This is a genomic window from Alcaligenes sp. Me129, assembly GCF_050487245.1.
Taxonomy (GTDB): domain Bacteria; phylum Pseudomonadota; class Gammaproteobacteria; order Burkholderiales; family Burkholderiaceae_B; genus Alcaligenes; species Alcaligenes phenolicus.
The window spans coordinates 62,146-78,882 of sequence record NZ_JBKQGX010000019.1 but is presented as its reverse complement, the minus strand read 5'-3'; the positions used below and the strand labels follow the sequence as shown (position 1 = coordinate 78,882).

Annotated in this window: 16 protein-coding genes; 5 read left to right on the top strand and 11 right to left on the bottom strand. The window is 55.5% G+C overall.

Features of this window, described 5'->3' with window-relative positions:
• Nucleotides 1-962 precede the first annotated feature (962 nt).
• The gene (locus ACLPGZ_RS16975) at nt 963-1,733 is read left to right on the top strand and encodes a Crp/Fnr family transcriptional regulator (protein ID WP_052159203.1); all 771 of its coding nucleotides are present in this window, start codon (nt 963-965) and stop codon (nt 1,731-1,733) included.
• Here ACLPGZ_RS16975 and ACLPGZ_RS16970 read toward each other — a convergent pair.
• The gene (locus tag ACLPGZ_RS16970) at nt 1,672-3,039 is read right to left on the bottom strand and encodes a hypothetical protein (protein WP_137430847.1); all 1,368 of its coding nucleotides are present in this window, start codon (nt 3,037-3,039) and stop codon (nt 1,672-1,674) included. The genes ACLPGZ_RS16975 and ACLPGZ_RS16970 overlap by 62 nt on opposite strands.
• A gap of 4 nt (nt 3,040-3,043) precedes the next feature.
• The gene (locus tag ACLPGZ_RS16965) at nt 3,044-3,265 is read right to left on the bottom strand and encodes a DUF2249 domain-containing protein (protein WP_035268878.1); all 222 of its coding nucleotides are present in this window, start codon (nt 3,263-3,265) and stop codon (nt 3,044-3,046) included.
• A 248-nt stretch (nt 3,266-3,513) separates the two neighbouring features.
• On the opposite strand from ACLPGZ_RS16965, the gene ubiU reads away from it, so the two are divergent.
• Genes ubiU through ubiT form a run of 3 tightly spaced genes read left to right on the top strand, consistent with a single transcriptional unit; the run spans nt 3,514 to nt 5,943 of the window.
• Nucleotides 3,514-4,509 (top strand): ubiquinone anaerobic biosynthesis protein UbiU, encoded by a 996-nt coding sequence (gene ubiU, locus ACLPGZ_RS16960; RefSeq protein WP_009458516.1) that lies wholly within the window; start codon nt 3,514-3,516, stop codon nt 4,507-4,509.
• Between the two features lie 18 nt (nt 4,510-4,527).
• A complete protein-coding gene (ubiV, locus tag ACLPGZ_RS16955) occupies nt 4,528-5,430 on the top strand; it encodes a ubiquinone anaerobic biosynthesis protein UbiV (RefSeq protein ID WP_031232782.1) in 903 nt (300 codons plus the stop codon).
• 15 nt (nt 5,431-5,445) lie between these two features.
• Nucleotides 5,446-5,943 (top strand): ubiquinone anaerobic biosynthesis accessory factor UbiT, encoded by a 498-nt coding sequence (ubiT, locus tag ACLPGZ_RS16950; protein WP_239054999.1) that lies wholly within the window; start codon nt 5,446-5,448, stop codon nt 5,941-5,943.
• 5 nt (nt 5,944-5,948) lie between these two features.
• Here the strand turns inward: ubiT and ACLPGZ_RS16945 are convergent, their stop codons facing one another.
• The 9 genes from ACLPGZ_RS16945 to ACLPGZ_RS16905 form a co-directional block, all read right to left on the bottom strand.
• Nucleotides 5,949-6,698: an anaerobic ribonucleoside-triphosphate reductase activating protein gene (locus ACLPGZ_RS16945; RefSeq protein ID WP_226349734.1), complete on the bottom strand. Its 750-nt coding sequence runs from the start codon at nt 6,696-6,698 to the stop codon at nt 5,949-5,951.
• An 18-nt stretch (nt 6,699-6,716) separates the two neighbouring features.
• Nucleotides 6,717-6,899, bottom strand: a complete 183-nt coding sequence (gene nrdD / locus ACLPGZ_RS16940; protein ID WP_009458520.1) for an anaerobic ribonucleoside-triphosphate reductase — start codon at nt 6,897-6,899, stop codon at nt 6,717-6,719.
• Nucleotides 6,900-7,074: 175 nt separating this feature from the next.
• Nucleotides 7,075-8,931, bottom strand: coding sequence for a ribonucleoside triphosphate reductase (locus ACLPGZ_RS16935; RefSeq protein ID WP_429641700.1), 1,857 nt, complete (start codon nt 8,929-8,931; stop codon nt 7,075-7,077).
• A 458-nt stretch (nt 8,932-9,389) separates the two neighbouring features.
• Entirely contained in the window at nt 9,390-9,848 is a 459-nt protein-coding gene (locus ACLPGZ_RS16930; protein WP_115634843.1) for an HIT family protein, read from the bottom strand.
• Nucleotides 9,845-10,645 (bottom strand): indole-3-glycerol phosphate synthase TrpC, encoded by an 801-nt coding sequence (gene trpC / locus ACLPGZ_RS16925; RefSeq protein ID WP_239055001.1) that lies wholly within the window; start codon nt 10,643-10,645, stop codon nt 9,845-9,847. Before trpC ends, ACLPGZ_RS16930 begins: the two co-directional genes overlap by 4 nt.
• Nucleotides 10,642-11,676 (bottom strand): anthranilate phosphoribosyltransferase, encoded by a 1,035-nt coding sequence (trpD, locus tag ACLPGZ_RS16920; protein WP_035268496.1) that lies wholly within the window; start codon nt 11,674-11,676, stop codon nt 10,642-10,644. Before trpD ends, trpC begins: the two co-directional genes overlap by 4 nt.
• 3 nt (nt 11,677-11,679) lie before the next feature.
• On the bottom strand, nt 11,680-12,243 hold the full coding sequence (locus ACLPGZ_RS16915; protein ID WP_021447083.1) for an anthranilate synthase component II: 564 nt from the start codon (nt 12,241-12,243) through the stop codon (nt 11,680-11,682).
• Nucleotides 12,244-12,280: 37 nt separating this feature from the next.
• A complete protein-coding gene (gene trpE / locus ACLPGZ_RS16910; protein WP_009458527.1) occupies nt 12,281-13,801 on the bottom strand; it encodes an anthranilate synthase component I in 1,521 nt (506 codons plus the stop codon).
• Between the two features lie 215 nt (nt 13,802-14,016).
• The gene (locus ACLPGZ_RS16905) at nt 14,017-14,697 is read right to left on the bottom strand and encodes a phosphoglycolate phosphatase (protein WP_239055002.1); all 681 of its coding nucleotides are present in this window, start codon (nt 14,695-14,697) and stop codon (nt 14,017-14,019) included.
• Nucleotides 14,698-14,908: 211 nt separating this feature from the next.
• On the opposite strand from ACLPGZ_RS16905, the gene ACLPGZ_RS16900 reads away from it, so the two are divergent.
• Nucleotides 14,909-16,711 carry a GGDEF domain-containing protein gene (locus ACLPGZ_RS16900; protein ID WP_239055003.1) on the top strand — a complete coding sequence of 601 codons (1,803 nt, stop codon included), beginning with the start codon at nt 14,909-14,911 and terminating at the stop codon, nt 16,709-16,711.
• Nucleotides 16,712-16,737: the final 26 nt, after the last annotated feature.

Sequence of the window (16,737 nt, the reverse complement as noted above, 5' to 3'; positions counted from 1 at the left end):
CCCTTGCGGGGGTTTTGTTTTAGGCGGCGACAAAAGCGCAGGCTACCGGCCTGTCTCGGATTGCTCGAAGGCCTGACCCTGGATCACCCGGTTCAGGCGCACCGCCACCCCTCCTGGCCCGTTCCGGGCTGTTTATATTCCGTGTTCTTACCGACGCCGTTTGGCCTAAGCCTAGTAGGTTGGTCATGACATTCTGTCCCGGCACCATAGGATTGACGGACAATGCGTCGCTGTTTACCTTCAGAATGCTCGGTCGTTCTACTCTTGCTGTGCCGATTGTTTGTTGTTGAGACGCGGCGACAGACCACTTCTTCTTCTTCTTCTTCTTCTTCTTCTTCTTCTGCTGCTGATTGCCACGGGTAGTGACTCTAATCGGCATGCACGGTGCCTGTTCTATGATTGGTGCGCATAGCGTTTAATGCTTTAGTTGCAGACAACGTGGCTGGATCATCGCTGCAGAGTGGTCGCTCTACTCTTCGCGCTCGTAGCATTAGCAGCTGAGCTTTTCGCACCAATCAGCTTTGTCTACCAAGATGGGGCCTGCAACTGCCGACATCTGTCTCCTTAGCTTAGGGCTGTAGCGTACTTAGTCACTGCCTGTATTCGTCCTCCCTGAGCCCTCCGAAATTCCTACTCAGTTTTCTCTTTAACGTCGACGTAGCTGGCTCTGCTAAGGCCTATTGCATCCATTCAGAATTCAAGTCGATTTGGAAATGAGGCTGTCCCCAATCAGTTTCCCCTCTCAATATTCCCTACCTCTAACATGGTCAAATTTGACCGCTTCTTGCTTGGATCTGTTCCTAAGTCATGCTGAACTAGCAGTTCTGACTATCTTTTTACGTTCTCTTTAAAACCTCGATTTATCTGTTTGACGTGTATCAATCAGGCACCGAGCTAATCTGAACAAGAGGGAACGGAGTATGTCAGTCTAGCTATGGTTCTATTTGGCTTACGGGAAAGATATGGCGGCTCAAGACATGGCCTCGCAGGCAAGCAATGAAGAATTGTCAGACACCAGGCTAGTGCAGGGTGAAGGGCCGGGACGCTGGAAGCGGATACAGGCCCAGCTGGCTCATCTGCCTATATTCAAGGAGCTGCCACCGGAACAGCTGGAGCCCATCGCTAAAGGCACTCAGGAAATACATGCTTTGCGTGGGACGACTTTATTTCACAGTGGTGACCCTTGTTTGGGCTTTCACATGTTGGTCTATGGTCGGGTGAAGCTGGTATTTGTCTCGTCCACGGGCTCAGAGCGCGTCGTTCGCCTGGTGGGGCCAGGAGAGGGGTTTGGTGAGGCGCTGATGTTCATGGGCCGTAATTACATTGTGACGGCCCAGACTTTGGTGGATTCTCTGCTCTTGCATATCAACAGAGACACCTTGATGGAGCAGCTGGAGAAGGGCAGTGATGTTGCTCGCCTGATGCTGGCTGGTTTAAGTGAGCGGCTTTATCGCTTGATGGGCGAGTTGGAGGCCTATACGCTGCAAAATGGTGTGCAACGTCTGGTGAATTACCTTTTGCAGGAGTGGCCGGGCGAAGAGGGTGTCCCCTTCAGGATCGATGTCGGTAAGTCCGTCATTGCTTCCCGCCTGAATCTGACCCCGGAGCACTTATCACGTACCTTGCGTGATTTGATGGACCGGGATCTGATTCGGGTTCAGCGACGTAATTTTACGATTCTGGACAGCGCGGCTTTGCGGCAATATGGTGCTCTGCCTGATATGCGCGGATAGCGCGCAGGCTACGGCGATAGCGCTGCCAGGCTGTGCATAGATTCCAAGTCAAGCTTGCAAAAGACAGCAGCAAAGCAGGAGCAGCTATCCAGGCGAAAGACTCGATCCCCAAGCTCGCACCTGTCCAAAGCACCAGACTTAGGCTATGCAAAGCCCAATGTGCTCGGGCGCTGGATGCCGGGATGTAGTTGGCAGTCTTGGGAATAAGGCGCAAGAGGGCACGCGTGTGCTCGGTATTGTCCGTATCCATGCTGACATACTCCTGGGCCTCTCGCCAAAGTAGAAAGGGCACGATGGTATAGAGCATCCCACAGACGACGGAACCCAAGGCTCCCATAATGAGCAAGACACCAATCGCCAGCTCTGCGTTGGAGGCGGCGGGATTGTGGGTCCAGAAGTTCAACAGAACAGCAATCAACAGGCTGCTTAAGGAGCTATACCAGAATAAAGTGCTGGCTCCTGCTGTCGGACGCTTGCGTTTCCAGAGGCGCGCCCAGGTAATCACCGCCCATAAGCCGTAGCTTAAAAAGATCAGGTAGGTGACCAGATCACGCACAGGTAACCAGGAGCCAGGTAAGGAGGCCAGGGCCCACTGTGCAATCAACAAGGCTCCTACGACCCAAGGTAGCCAACGTACTAGAGGCGCTGGGTAGAGTTCGGTGATTTGAAAAATAGGCAGCAGTTGGAACGACATGGCAATCAGCAGCAAGCCTGCCCAAGCTGCCAGGCCCATCGTCATGTGCAGATTCAGCAAATTGGCGACGGCTTGTTCGCTTGCCAGGGCGACCAGCATGGCAAGCCCCGTTGAGACAGTCAGCAACAGTCCCAGCAAAGCCAGTCGGATAGGAGCAACTATTTCTTTGGCGCCGCGAAAGACGTCGCGCCGAGAGCGCCACAAGGCCAGCATGGCAGTCAGTAGATAAACCCCCAAAGCAAAGGCAAGACAAGCGCCTGCCAGCGTGTAAGCCCAGCTTTGCCAGCTAAGAAAGCCTGTCATCAGAAATAGTGTGCCAGCGCTGAGCAAGCCCCAAAAAGCTAGCGCCTGACCGCGTGACACCTGAATACGCACATTGCAGGCCACGGCCAGAATATGTGCCAAAGAGGCAAACATGGCACTGCCCACGATCCCCAAGGTCCAGGCATGGGTTATGGCCAAGGTGGCGGGGTGCCAGCGGGAGTTGAATAATTCCGGTCCGCTATAGAGCGCCAGCATGGCAGCCAGCAGTCCAAAAAAAGGGACATTCGCAAACAAGGGCAAGGTCAGTGACAAAGAGGGTGACTGATCCAGCGATAAAGCGCGTTGCATAGACTTAGTTCCTGCGGATGATGAGCTTGAAGCCGTTTTCTTGGTGGGTGCCGTGATACTTGAAGCCGCTGCGTCGCAGGATTTCATACAAGGGGAAAGGTTCTCGATCCAGCCACATGAGCAAGGCCTGGGTGGGAGCCAGTTCAGCCAGTGCTTCCAGGCAATGCTCCAAAGGCTCGGGTGCGGGCAGGCCGCGAGTATCCAGCGTGATCTCAGTTTGTGTCATCAAGACTCCAGCACGAAAGGCTTGGAAGGCATTGTGGACCATTCTGCCCGCCTATGGCGCAGGCAAAGTGGGACTTGTTTGCCACGGGTCAGGAGGTGGGAAGAATTTGATATGCGTTAAGGCCCCTTAATTTCAGAGCAGGCATAGTGGTGGTCTTGTCGAGCCAGGATCCACCCTGGCCAGATTGCTGATCGGGGAGTGCCATGAATACAGCGTCCACGGCTTTAGCCGCGTCCGATAACCCGCAGATGGAACTGGTTTGCCCAGCGGGCAGCTTGCCTGCTTTGAAAGCAGCCATTGATAACGGAGCCGATAGTGTCTATCTGGGGTTCCGGGATGCCACCAATGCCCGGAACTTTGCCGGGCTTAATTTTGATGCACAGGCGATTGCACAAGGGATTGATTACGCACACCAGCGCGGCCGCAAAGTTTTGCTGGCTCTCAATACCTACCCGCAACCCAATGCCTGGCAACAGTGGCGAGACGCGGTGGACCGAGCTGCCCAGGCTCAGGTCGATGCGGTCATCATGGCAGACCCTGGTTTGATGGCCTATGCCAGTCAGGCACATCCCAATCTGCGCTTGCACTTGTCGGTGCAGGGTTCAGCCACCAATCCGGAAGCCATCAAGTATTACCACCAGAACTTCGGTATTCAGCGCGTGGTTTTGCCGCGTGTCCTGTCCATGACCCAAGTGGAGCAGGTCTGTGAGCAGGTCCCTGTTCAGGTTGAGGTTTTTGGTTTTGGCAGCTTGTGCGTGATGGTGGAGGGCCGCTGTGCCTTGTCCTCCTATGCCACTGGTGAGTCCCCCAATACACATGGAGTCTGTTCCCCCGCCGGGCATGTGCGCTGGGAGCAGACTGATCAGGGCCTGGAGTCGCGTCTGAATGGTGTGTTGATCGACCGCTATCAGGATGGTGAAAATGCGGCTTACCCCACTTTGTGCAAAGGGCGTTTTGATGTGGCGGGCGAAAACTATTACGCACTGGAGGAGCCCACCAGCCTGAACACTTTGTCCTTGTTGCCACAACTGTTGGCGGCGGGTGTCAGCGCAATCAAGATTGAAGGCCGACAGCGCAGCCCGGCTTATGTGGCTCAAGTTACTCAGGTATGGCGGCAAGCCATTGATTCGGCCAAATCCACGCCAGCCCGTTATTCAGTCCATCCGGCCTGGATGGGGGCTTTGAACAAACTGGCCGAAGGGCAGCAACATACGCTGGGTGCCTATTCTCGGCCCTGGAAGTAGAGCATGGGAGGCTCAATCATGAAATTATCTTTAGGCCCCTTGCAGTATTACTGGTCCCGCGTTGCCACGATGCAGTTTTATGAGTCGGCCTGCGACTGGCCGATCGATGTGGTGTATCTGGGCGAGACCGTATGTTCGCGTCGTCACGAGCTACGACTGGATGATTGGCTGGATATTGCCCAGATGCTGGCCCAGGCTGGCAAGGTGCCGGTTCTGTCTAGTCAGGTCTTGCTGGAGTCCGGGCGGGACGTGAATACGCTACGCAAGGTCACCGAACAGGCTGATTATCTGGTCGAAGCCAATGATATGGGAGCAGTACGTTTGATGCAGGGTCGGGACTTTGTCGCCGGCCCTTTTTTAAATGTTTATAACGGGCCAGTGCTGGATTTGATTGCTTCTCAAGGCGCGGTGCGTTGGGTGATGCCTCTGGAAATGGGCCGTGCAGGATTGGCGCAGTTGCAGCAAGACAGACCTGCCGGTTTGGAAACCGAGGTCTTTGCCTTCGGGCGTTTGCCCCTGGCTTTCTCGGCCCGTTGCTTTGCGGCGCGTAACCGCAATCTGCCTAAGGACAATTGCCAGTACGTGTGCATGGACTATCCCGATGGCTTGCTGCTGGAAACCCGTGAAGGGCAGGGTTTTCTGACGATTAACGGTATCCAGACTCAATCCGCCTGGGTGTACACCTTACTGGAGCAGGTACAGGATTTGCGCGATTTGGGTGTGAATATGCTGCGTTTGAGTCCGCAATCTCAGCATATGGATGCGGTCGTGCATTTGTTTAATGACGTGATTCAGGGGCGTATTCAGGCAAGGGATGCCCACGAGGATATGCTGCCTTTACTGCCCGCTAAGGCCTGCAACGGTTTCTGGCATGGTCGCCCCGGTTTGGAATGGGTGTCGCCGGTGTCAGAGCGTTTCTAAGGGAGGGATGGAAGAATGAATGAAATAACGACTCCCCGTTTACCCGCTGTTGTGGCGGGTGTTTTAAGCCGTTTGCCCCCGTGGCCCGGCTCCCGCTTGTTTTGTACGGGCTTGAACGTGCTGATGCGTCCGCACTTGCCGGCTGACATTGCGGAACGATTGGAAGGTCGAGCTTTACGCATACAGGTGGCAGATGCCGGTTTAGCGTTTGACTATACGTGGCGCCAAGGGGCTTTTTACCCTCTGTCGGCACGTACACAACGTCCGGATTTGACCCTGAAAGCGGATCTTTGGGCTTTTTATCAGCTTTTGCAGCGGCAGGAAGATCCGGATACCTTGTTCTTTAATCGACGTCTGTCGATTGAGGGCGATACCGAATTGGGCCTGATGGTGAAAAACACTCTGGACGCCTTGGACCCCGATATTCTGCATCCGCGTGCAGTGCTTAAACAGGGTAAAGCGGCTTTACAGGATGTACTGCGCCGCCCGATACGCACCCCCGCTTCTTCCTGAGACAATTAAGAGCGTCGCACTTCAAAGTGCGGAAACAGCTTCTGGAGGTTTTCCAAAATCTCCGCTCCTGGGTAGGCCTGCAAAGCCTGCCCAGTTTCATTCAGGAAATCGTCATCACAGCCTTGTGTGCGGAAAATCTGCACGGCATAGCGCTGGACGCCCAGCTCATGCAGGTGTTGTCCCAAAGCTTGTACCGAGGCGGGACTGTGCAGTTGGGGATGAATAGTGCTGCGGCACTCAAACAGAACGTCTTCGTTCAGCAGCAACTGCAAACTGCGTAAGGGCGCAGCGGCACTATTGCTGCGTTGAGTAATGGCGTCGTAGTGACTGAACTCTGCCTTGATATCCAGGCCTATCCAGTCCACCCAAGGCAGGATTTCCAGCAGTCTGGCCGGATGTGTGCCTGCGGTGTGTAAACCGATTTTGAAACCCAGCCTGCGCACCGCGCGGATGGCGGAGCCCAGGGCCGGGTCCAGTGTGGGCTCGCCGCCGCTAAAGACGACGGCATCCAGCAGGCCGACGCGGCGATTCAGAAAGTCCAGCAAGGCGTTCCAATCAATAGCACTGTCTGGTGTGCGCTCTTGCAGGTGGGGGTTGTGGCAGTAGCCACAGCGCCAGGGGCAGCCTTGCACAAAGATGACAGCGGCTAATTGGCCGGGGTAATCCGTAGCCGAGAAAGGGGCGCAGCCACCCACTTTCAATGCCACTTTGTGGGCAGGCGTGGCCGGGTAAAGATGGCGCGTGGCGTAAGTCATGGAATTTGACCGGGCTGTTTATAGGGTGGGGACGGCATTGCTTGCGCAGGCGCTGGCTTCGGTGAAGTAGCGTCGCTCATGAAACTCACCTTGCTTGCCAATATTGAAAGACGACATGGGACGGTGATAGCCCATGACGCGTGTCCAGATTTCGCAAGGCTGGCGTTCGGAATCTTGAAGAGTGATGGTGTCGGTGTTCATGAATAACTCCTTGGAAAAAAGGGCCGTCACGCTATGCGGATGTGACTAGCCTGGGTGTGTGCCAAGAGGCTGGTTGTAGATAAAGGCTGAGGACAACCAAAAGCCTGGTTTTAGTTGAGCCAAGTGGATTGGGTTTAGTCTGTCTTGGTAAAAAGTTGGCTTGAAGAGATCGGTTTTAATGGACTGGTGTCGGTGTCGGTGTCGGTGTCGGTGTCGGTGTCGGTGTCGGTGTCGGTGTCGGTGTCGGTGTCGGTGTCGGTGTCGGCGTGTCCGCGATAACTTCGTTTTGAACGTCAGCCTCGGCCCGAGCTTGAGCTAACTTGTTGGCCAGCAATTCGCTGTCGCAATGCGGGCAAAACTCATGTTTTCCAGACAGATAGCCGTGCTTGGGGCAGATAGAAAATGTGGGCGTAACGGTGATGTAAGGCAAGGAAAAACGGTTCAAGGCTCGTTGCACCAGATTGCGGCAGGCATCAGTGCTGGACAGTGCTTCGGTCATGTACAGGTGCAGCACGGTGCCGCCGGTGTATTTGCCTTGCAGCTCGTCTTGTCGCTCCAATGCTTCGAAGGGGTCTTCAGTAAAGCCCACCGGCAGCTGTGAGGAATTGGTGTAGTAGGGCATTTGCTCGGTCCCTGCTTGCAGAATGTCGGGCCAGCGGGCGCGATCTTCTTTGGCAAAGCGGTAAGTGGTGCCCTCGGCAGGGGTGGCTTCCAGGTTGTACAGGTGGCCGGTACTTTCCTGAAACTCCACCATGCGCTCCCGAATATGGTCCAGCAAACGCAGGGCAAAGCGGTGCCCCCACGGCGTGCAAAGATTTTGCTTGTCCTGGGTAAAGTTGCGGATCATCTCGTTAATGCCGTTAACTCCCAGTGTGGAAAAGTGATTGCGCAAGGTGCCCAGATAGCGGCGTGTGTAGGGAAACAGCCCTTGGTCCATATGCTGCTGGATCACCGTGCGCTTGATTTCCAGGCTGTCGCGGCCCATTTCCAGCAGTTCATCCAAACGGGCAAACAGACCGGCTTCATCGCCTTGATACAGATAACCCAGGCGGGCGCAGTTCAGGGTGACCACCCCCAGGGAGCCAGTTTGTTCGGCAGAGCCAAACAATCCATTACCGCGTTTGAGCAGCTCGCGCAGATCCAGCTGCAGGCGGCAGCACATGGAGCGGATCATATTGGGTTCCAGCTCGGAGTTAATGAAGTTCTGGAAGTAGGGCAGGCCATATTTGGCCGTCATGGCAAACAGGCGCTCGGCATTCGGGCTGTGCCAGTCAAAATTCCGAGTGATGTTGTAGGTGGGGATCGGAAAGGTGAAGGCACGGCCACGGGCATCGCCCTCGCTCATGACTTCGATATAGGCCTGGTTGATCATGTCCATTTCGGCCTGCAGATCCCCGTAGCAAAACGGCATTTCTTCGCCACCGATTTGCGGAACTTGCTCGCGCAGGTCGTCGGGGCACACCCAGTCAAAGGTCAGATTGGTAAAGGGCGTCTGCGTCCCCCAGCGCGAGGGTACGTTCAGGTTGTAGATCAGCTCCTGCATGCATTGGCGCACCTGCTTGTAGCTCAGGCCGTCCTTGCGGATGAAGGGCGCCATATAGGTATCAAAGGAGCTGAAGGCCTGGGCTCCGGCCCATTCGTTCTGCAGGGTGCCCAGGAAATTGACGACCTGGCCGACCGCACTGCTTAGATGACGGGGTGGGCCGGATTCGATTTTTCCGGGTACGCCATTGAGCCCTTCGTTCAGGAAAGTGCGCAAGGACCAGCCGGCGCAGTAGCCAGAGAGCATGTCCAGATCGTGGATGTGCAGGTCGGCCTGACGGTGTGCCTGGCCGATGGCTTCGGGGTACACATGGCTGAGCCAGTAGTTGGCAATCATCTTGCCCGAGCTGTTCAGAATCAGACCGCCCAGCGAATAGCCCTGGTTGGCATTGGCTTGCACGCGCCAGTCCTGGCGGTCCAGATATTCAGTAATGGAACGGATGATGTCCAGCTGAGCAGCTGGACGCGATGCAGTTTCCTGGGTAGCCATATTTTTCACCAAAACCTATATGTAGTGATTTTTAGGATTAACGACACTATATATGGTGGTTTTTGAAGGGGCTAGGCGATTGTCATCCAGGCTTGATCTAGGTTAATTTTGTGCTCGAAGTGACTGGGTCAAGGGTTTTGTCGGAAAGAAGTCGTTGGGCACTCCTTACCCTGATCGTTCGTAGGTGGAGATTTGTGAAGTCGAGGTGGTCGTGCTGCCAGGTATAAAGAGTTGGCTATGGCCATGCTATGCAAGCAAGCTGTTTATGTGGGTTGCGTGCAAGTAGCACAACAGCAGCTTGGCTCCGGCCGGTGGAGTCGCACTGTAGCGGGCTCCACGGATAAGCGGTGTACTTGTCTGTTACAGTGCGCCGTCTCTTTTCCGGGAGGCAAAAAATACCCGCTGACTTTTTACAGGCCAGCGGGCATTTCTTGAATAGCAGGACTTGAATAGCGGGTTTAGTGCTTGAATCGTGCTTTTAGCGCAATACAAAGTGCCTGCTGATACTGGCTGACTTGTTCAAGCAGGCGTTCCTCGTGGGAAGCCCAGCTTTGTTTCTGCTCTTCGGTGCGTGTGGGGGCGGGTGACCAGGCAGAGTCCGGAAAGAAAGGGTCGTCCTTCCAGCGAGGGATGATGTGCCAATGCAGATGCGGCACCTGATTTCCGAATTGAGCCAGATTGATCTTGGCGACTCCCAGTTGTTCACGCTGAGTCTGCTCAACCACATATACGGCTGCCATGATGTGCTGCCGTTGTTCTTCAGACAGGTCTGTCATTTCAGCCACATGATCTTGCCAGATTACCCGTGTATAGCCGGGAAACGGGCTGTCCGTGACGGCCAGTACCTGCAGCCCTGCACCCGACCATAGCAATTGATCGGGTTTCAAGGCACACAGGGGGCAAGCGTGGGTGCTCATGCAGGCTGACCGAAGAACAGGTTCTGCAAGGCAACGCCTGGATCAGGTTCACGCATGAAGGCCTCACCGACCAGGAAGGCTTGCACCTGGTTCTCGCGCATCAGGGCCACATCTTCAATGGCGTGAATACCGCTTTCGGTGACAACGCGTTTTTCGCTGGGGATAAAAGGCAGCAGGTCCAGCGTGTTCTGGGTGCTGGTTTCAAAGGTGCGCAGATTGCGGTTATTGATGCCCAGCAGGCTGGTCTTCATTTGCAAGGCAATATCCAGCTCGGCGCGGTCATGTACTTCAACCAGTACGTCCATGCCCAGTTCGTGGGCCATTTCTTCGTACTCCATCAGCTGATCCTTCTCCAGCGCGGCGACGATCAGCAAGATGCAGTCGGCACCCATGGCTCGGGCATGGATGATCTGATAGGGGTCAATAATGAAGTCTTTGCGCAGTACGGGCAGTGCGCATACGGCACGGGCCTGGCGCAGGTGGTCGTAGGAACCCTGGAAATACTGGATATCGGTCAGGACCGACAGGCAGGCCGCGCCGTGGGCGGCGTAGCTGGAGGCAATCTCAGTCGGGTTGAAGTCGGCACGGATCACACCCTTGGACGGGGAGGCCTTTTTGACTTCAGCAATAATGGCAGGCTTGCCTTGAGCGATCTTGTCTTCAATGGCGCTGGCAAAGCCGCGCAGGTCGTTCCGGTTCTTCGCTTCGCGCAGCAGATCGGACTCGCTGCGCAGTTGGCGGGCGGTGACGACTTCAGCTCTTTTGGTGTCGAGGATCTTGGCCAGAATGTCGTTCATGGATTTAACTTCCTTGTATAAGCGCGGAATTGTTCGAGTTTTTCGCGTGCGGCACCGTTGGCAATGGCCTCAAAAGCCATGCGCAGGCCTTGTTCAATGGAGTCGGCGTGGTTGGCAGCATAGATGGCCAAACCAGCATTGAGGCCCACGATATCACGAGCCGTACCCTCTTGGTTATTGAGGGCTTCCATAATCATCACGGCAGATTCTTCCTTGCTGGAGACGCGAATGCTGCGGTTGGAGGTCATGGCCATGCCAAAGTCTTCGGGGTGAATTTCGTATTCCCGCACCTGACCGTCTTTCAGTTCGCCCACCAGGGTGGCCGCACCCAGAGAGGCTTCATCCATACCGTCCTTGCCGTGCACGATCAGCACGTGCTTAGCGCCCAGGCGTTGCATTACGCGCACCTGAATCCCCACCAGGTCCGGGTGGAAGACGCCCATCAATTGGTTGGTTGCTCCGGCCGGGTTGGTCAGTGGGCCCAGAATATTGAAAATAGTGCGCACGCCCAGCTCTTTGCGGACAGCAGCCACATTTTTCATGGCGCCGTGGTGAGCGGGGGCGAACATGAAACCAATATTGGTTTCGGCAATGCTTTGCGCCACTTGCTCGGGCGAGAAGGTCAGGTTCACGCCCAGGGCTTCCAGCACGTCCGCACTACCGGACGAGGAAGAGGCACTGCGGTTGCCGTGCTTGGCTACTTTCACTCCTACGGAGGCGGCCACAAACATGGAGGCGGTGGAGATATTGAAGGTATTGGAGCCGTCGCCACCTGTACCGCACATATCCAGCAGTTCGTCCGGATTAGGCGTAATGACGGGGGTGGCAAATTCGCGCATCACCTGGGCGGCGGCAGAAATTTCACCCACGCTTTCTTTTTTCACGCGCAAGCCCATCAGCAAGGCAGCCGCGATCTGAGGCGACATTTCGCCGCGCATCAGCATGCGCATCAGATGCAGCATTTCGTCGTGGAAGATTTCCCGGTGTTCGATACAGCGCACCAGTGCTTCGGTAGGAGTGATGGTGTTCATGATTTAAAGGTCCAGAAAGTTCTTCAGTAAGGCGTGGCCATGCTCGCTTAGCACCGACTCGGGGTGAAACTGCACGCCATAAATAGGCAATTCGCGGTGACGGACACCCATGATCTCGCCGTCTTCGGTTTGCGCGGTTACCTCCAGACAGTCGGGCAGGCTGTCGCGCTCGATGGCCAGGGAGTGATAACGGGTGACGTTAAAGGGCGAGGGCAAGTTGCTGAATACGTCCGTGCCCTGGTGAGTAATAGGGGAGACTTTCCCATGCATGATTTGCTGCGCACGGATAATGCGCGCACCAAAAGCATGCCCGATCGCCTGATGACCCAGGCAGACGCCCAGAATCGGTAGCTTGCCGGCAAAGTGCTGGATCAGTGCAACCGACAGGCCCGCATCCGCAGGGGACTTGGGGCCGGGCGAGACGCACAGATGGCTGGGATTCAAGGCTTCAATTTCTTCAAGTGTGACTTGATCGTTGCGTCGTACCACTACTTCCTGACCCAGTTCTCCAAAGTACTGGACCAGGTTGTAGGTAAACGAGTCATAGTTATCGAGCATGAACAGCATGGGAATACTCCGGCAAAAAAGGATGGCAGTGGGGCGATTAAATAGGCTCGTCCAGACCGAATTGCACTTGTTCGGCAGCGCGGATTACGGCGCGTGCCTTGGCTTCGGTCTCTTGCCATTCTTTTTCGGGATCGGAGTCGGCCACGACACCGGCGGCGGCCTGCACATAAAGCATGCCGTCCTTGATGACGCCGGTGCGTATGGCAATAGCCAGATCCATTTCGCCCGAGTAGCTCAGGTAGCCAGCAGCACCGCCGTAAACGCCACGGCGTACCGGCTCCAGTTCATCAATGACTTCCATGGCGCGTACCTTGGGGGCGCCGGTCAGGGTGCCCGCGGGGAAGGAGGCGCGCAGCACGTCCATCTGGCTCATGCCGTCCTGCAGTTCGCCGCAGACATTGGAGACCAGGTGCTGAACATGCGAGTAACGTTCGATTGCCATGGTGTCCGTGACTTGTACCGAGCCGGTTTTGGCGATACGGCCAATATCGTTGCGGGCCAGGTCGATCAGCATCAGGTGTTCGGCGCGTTCTTTAGGGTCGGACTTCAGTTCGGCGGCCAGTGCGGCATCGGCTTCAGGCGTGGCACCGCGTTTGCGGGTCCCGGCCAGTGGGCGAATGGTGACGCGCTCCATGTTGCGGCCATCCTGGCGGTGCTCTTCCTGACGCACCAGAATTTCTGGCGAGGCACCCACGACCTGGAAGTCGTCGAAGTTCCAGAAGTACATGTAAGGCGATGGGTTCAGCGAACGCAGGGCGCGGTACAGGGACAGGGGCGAGTCGCGGAAAGGTTTGGTGATGACCTGGCCGATCTGCACTTGCATCAGGTCGCCGGCTGCAATGTATTCCTTGGCGCGGGCCACGGCCTTCAGGTAATCCTCTTTGTCGAAGTCGCGCTCGCATTCGGTTTGCATGCTGGCGTAGGCGTAAGGGATCACGACGGGTGAACGCAGCTTTTCGCGCAGATCTTTCAGACGACGCTTGGCCAGTACGTAGGCTTCGGGCTGGGCGGGATCGGCGTAGACCAGCAGGTAAGTGCGGCCAGCCAGATTATCCACAATCACCAGCTCGTCTACTTGTAGCAGCATGATGTCCGGCACGCCTTCTTCCTGGTCGGAAGGGAAGGGTTTGCGGTTCATGCCCAGGGACGGTTCGATGTGACGCACCGTGTCGTAGCCGAAGTAACCGGCCAGACCACCCGCAAAGCGGGGCATGCCAGGACGCAGGGCTACTTTGAAACGGGCCTGGAATTGCTCGATGAATTCCAGCGGATCGCCTTCGGCTGTTTCGACAATCTTGCCATCGTGCAGCACTTGGGTATGACGGCCGTAGCTGCGGATCACGGTACGGGCAGGCAGGCCAATAAAGGAGTAGCGACCGAACTGCTCGCCGCCCACAACCGATTCCATCAGGCAGCTGTAACGTCCGCCTTCGGGGCCGTTGTGCGCCAGTTTCAGATAAATCGACAGGGGCGTATCCAGGTCGGCATAGGTTTCCGCAATCAGGGGAATGCGGTTAAAGCCTTCTGCTGCTAGGGCATTGAATTCTATTTCTGTCATTGGGATCTCGAGGGTCAGTGGGTACGACGAGCCGGACAGAAACAAAAAAAGCCCGGTCGTTGTGATTACCGGGCTTATTTTCCTGGAGGCGGTCCGCTGTGTACTACTTTGCAGGGACGCCAGACTTCAAGGTTATATCTACCCGATACACGAACGCCACCAGCGCCAATAAGCGCCGTAGATTGTGGATGCGTGAGTGCGAGTAGACATGAATTTTATGACGTAAATATGGTGTTGCGTTTATTGCGCAGCCAGGTGGCCGCGTCGGCAATAGAGGCAACTATACCATCGGAATCCAGGCTTTGCACATCCTTGCCTTCGTTATAGCCGTAAGGAACCAACAGTACGGGGATGTTCGCCGCACGCGCTGCCTGGGCGTCATTCATGGAATCCCCAATGACCAAAGCCTGTTCGGGAGCCAGTTTCATTTGCTCGCACGCGTAGACAAAAGGCATCGGATCGGGCTTTTTGCGCGGGCAGGTATCACCGCCCACCACCAGTTCGAAGTACGGGCCCAAACCCATTTGTTCCAGCAAGGGGCGGGCAAATTGTTCGGGCTTGTTGGTGACCACAGCCAGACGCAATCCATGGCTTTTAAAGTCATCCAATCCTTCTAGTACACCCGGATACAGGCGGCTGTGTTGGCCATTACATAATTGGTAATGGTAATAAAATGATTCCAATGCCGGGGTGTAGTCGGCAGGAGGTTCAGGTAGATCGGTCAGAGCGCGTCGCACCAGGTTTTCCGAGCCTTTGCCCACGAAAGTAGCGATGCGCTCCTCTGGGAGCGGGGGTAAACCCAGGTCGATACGCATGGCATTACATGCCGAGGCCAGATCGGGAATGGTATCGAGCAGGGTTCCATCCAAATCAAACAGCACAGAGAAAATATTCATCTTTTTGTAGCGGACTTGTGACAAAATATTGTCAAATTCCTGTTAAGGTCGAGCAGAAAAAAGTTTTCGGAACGTCGGGTTTTCATTTCGTTTGATTCATCATGTTAAAGCTCCTTACTGCACGCGGGCTTATCAATTTAGTGAGCAAACCGTATTTTGGTACAAGATTGGCTTTCGATAGTCCGTTCAGAAAGGCCCTAGGAGCGGAAGTATGATGCTCGATACATTTCATCAGATTCTCGTAGAAAAACAAGTTACGCCGGTCTTTCAGCCCATTGTGGATTTGCAGTCCGGCTTGATTCTGGGTTACGAGGGTTTGATTCGAGGGCCAAAGGACAGCAGTTTTTATTCGCCCTTGGCCTTGTTTGACGCCGCCCGGCAATGTGGCCGCTTATGGGATCTGGAAGAGCTGTGTTGCCATACCTTGGTCAGCAGTTTCAAGCAGCAGGGTTTGGCGGGCAAACTGTTTTTGAACTCCAGCCCGGATGTGGTGATGCGCATGTTGCCTTCGGCCCGCATCGAACCGCGTACCGGTATGCCACAGCTGGATGGCATTGACTGGAGCCGGGTGGTGGTCGAATTGACCGAATCCGAGCGTACTGACAGCTACGACTATCTGAATCAGGCTATTGAGCTTTATCGAAAAGAAGGCCTGCAGTTTGCCATTGATGATCTGGGTGAAGGGTATGCCTCGCTGCGTTTGTGGTCCGAATTGCGACCCGAGTACGTCAAGATCGACAAATACTTTGTGCGCGATATTGATACCGATGTGCTCAAGCAGCAATTGGTACGCTCCATTTGCGATATTGCCAGCCATGCTCAATCCGTTGTGATTGCTGAAGGGATTGAAACCGGCGCGGAACTACGCACCTTGCGCTACTTGGGCGTGGCCTGTGGGCAGGGCTATTTGCTGTGTCGCCCTCAACCTAACCCCCCGCCTCAGCTGGAGCCCGCTCAAGCCGCGCTGTTTGGACCCTCCACTGTGCGCACTCAGCGTCAAGTGCAAGGCCGTGATTCCATGAGCGTGCGGCGTTTACTGCGTGCCGCGCCTGCGGTGCCTGATAATACACCCACGAATCGTGTGTATGAGCTGTTTCAAAGCCATCCAGATCTTAGTGCCGTGGCTCTGGTGCGAGGGGATCGACCGACGGGTATTTTGCGTCGTAGCCAGCTTTATGATCAGCTTGCCCGGCCTTATCACCGCGAACTGTACGGCAACAAGCCATGCTCCCTGTTTATTGAAACCCCACCGCTGATTGTTGACTGCGATACCAGCTTGCTGGAGCTGGGCACCTTGATGACGCAGGGAGCGGGGGATGCCTTGAGTGATGGTTTCATCATTACCGGGGCGGGTGAGTATCTGGGCCTGGGCTCCAGTGTGGAGCTGATGCGTGAAATTACGCAGATTCAGATCATGACGGCGCGTTATGCCAATCCACTGACGCAATTGCCGGGTAATGTGCCGATTGATGAGCATATCGATGGTTTGCTGCGTAATCGGCAGAACTTCGCTGTGTGCTATGCGGATCTGGACCACTTCAAACCCTACAACGATTTGTACGGCTATCGCAAAGGCGATGAGCTGTTACGCTCCATGGCCGAGCTCTTCACCCGTTACGCGGTGGCTCGCATGGACTTTGTGGGCCATGTGGGGGGTGACGATTTTATTTTGGTGTTTACCAGCCCGGACTGGGCCGAGCGCTGCCAAAGCATTCTGGACGAGTTGGAAAAAGAGCTGGAGCCCTTGTATAGACTGGAGCATCGGCAAGCAGGCGGCTATTTGGCTGAAAACCGTCAAGGCGTGCTGGTGTTTCACCCGCTAGTGAGCCTGTCTTTAGGTGTGGTCACAGTCGATGAGCCCGAATTGTATTCGGGCTCTTTAATTGCGGAGCTGGCCAGTTCTGCCAAGGCACAGGCCAAGCGGGTGCAGGGCAATGCCTTGTTTGTGGAGCGCCGCCGCCCCGACAGTGCGGTTCGGCAGGGCAGTTATAGCCGCAATACGATGCTGCAGTAGCGGGAACAGCAGGCCGAACGCAGGAT